The 1,100-nt window shown below is 38.3% G+C and carries 1 protein-coding gene; it reads right to left on the bottom strand.

Annotated features, from left to right (window positions below):
• Positions 1 to 4: 4 nt before the first annotated feature.
• A protein-coding gene (locus ACVC7T_RS10895) for an IS630 family transposase (RefSeq protein ID WP_419579990.1) occupies positions 5 to 1,061 on the bottom strand; the annotation gives its coding sequence in 2 pieces (ribosomal slippage) (positions 5 to 595 and positions 597 to 1,061; 1,056 coding nt in all).
• Positions 1,062 to 1,100: the final 39 nt, after the last annotated feature.

Below are 1,100 nucleotides of genomic sequence, written 5' to 3'. Positions count from 1 at the left end.
ATACTCAGTTAAAATCAAAAATAGCGGAAGTCCAGTCTCTATGTACAATTGATTTTAGTTGATAAGCAGTTAAGGTTTGAATAACCTCTTCAAGTTTATCGATTACCTCATTTAACGTCCTAAATACTTTATTCTTGAAACCAAGTTTACGAATCTCAGCCCAGACTTGCTCAATAGGATTCATTTCAGGGGTATAGGGTGGAATGAATGTAAATTCAATATTCTTAGGAATATTTAAGGTCTGAGATTTATGCCAGATGGCATTATCCATGACTAAAATAATATAATCCTCTGGATAAGCTGCTGATAACTGGAGTAAAAACTCATTCATCCAATCACTATTGCATCCACCTGCTATGATGAAAAATGAGTCACCTGTATGGGCATCCACAGCTCCATAACAATAGCGGTACTCACGAATATGGTGACTTGCTACGTGAGGTCGATAACCTTTTGGAGACCAACACGAACCAAGTTTACTGATACGCCCGAAACCCGCCTCATCTTGATACATAAGGCGGATTTTTTGATATTCTTTCTCATCAATAAAGCGCTTACTCGTTCTCTCCTCGAATAAAGATTTTATTTTTAGACGCTAAAATGGTTTCGGCGTCTGCTTTTTTCGGATGTTGGGGACGTGGGCTAACTTTACGCCAACCATGACGTTTCAGGAGAGCATAGAAACCTTCTCGGGTTGTCTTGTGCCCAACTCTCTCTTGATAAGCTTTAAAGAGGGTATTAACGGTAACGAATTCTCCATTCAAAGAGGAAGAGAGATGCTCTTTAAGGAAAACTTCTTCCTCCTCATGCGTCATATACGAACGGCGGCGACCACCACGATTTTCCTTTAATAGGGCCTCTAAGCCACCATTTAGATAGCGATTCAATAAGTTTCGGACTGTCTGATGGACAAAACCTACCGATTTAGCTACGGATGTTAAATTATGGCATTCAGAATAAAGAATGAGTGCCTGTATTTTTCTATGATGCGGAGCATTATTTTTGTTTTTAAGTGCTTGCTTTAATTCTTCAACTTGTGTCTGGGTAAATTCTTTTGTCATAATACTATCATATCGCTATTTTTGATTTTTGTTAAGTAT

The sequence above is a fragment of the Streptococcus sp. P25B114 genome (assembly GCF_053010325.1).
The sequence above is the reverse complement of the archived record's forward strand: the minus strand, read 5'-3'. Positions and strand labels throughout refer to the sequence as shown.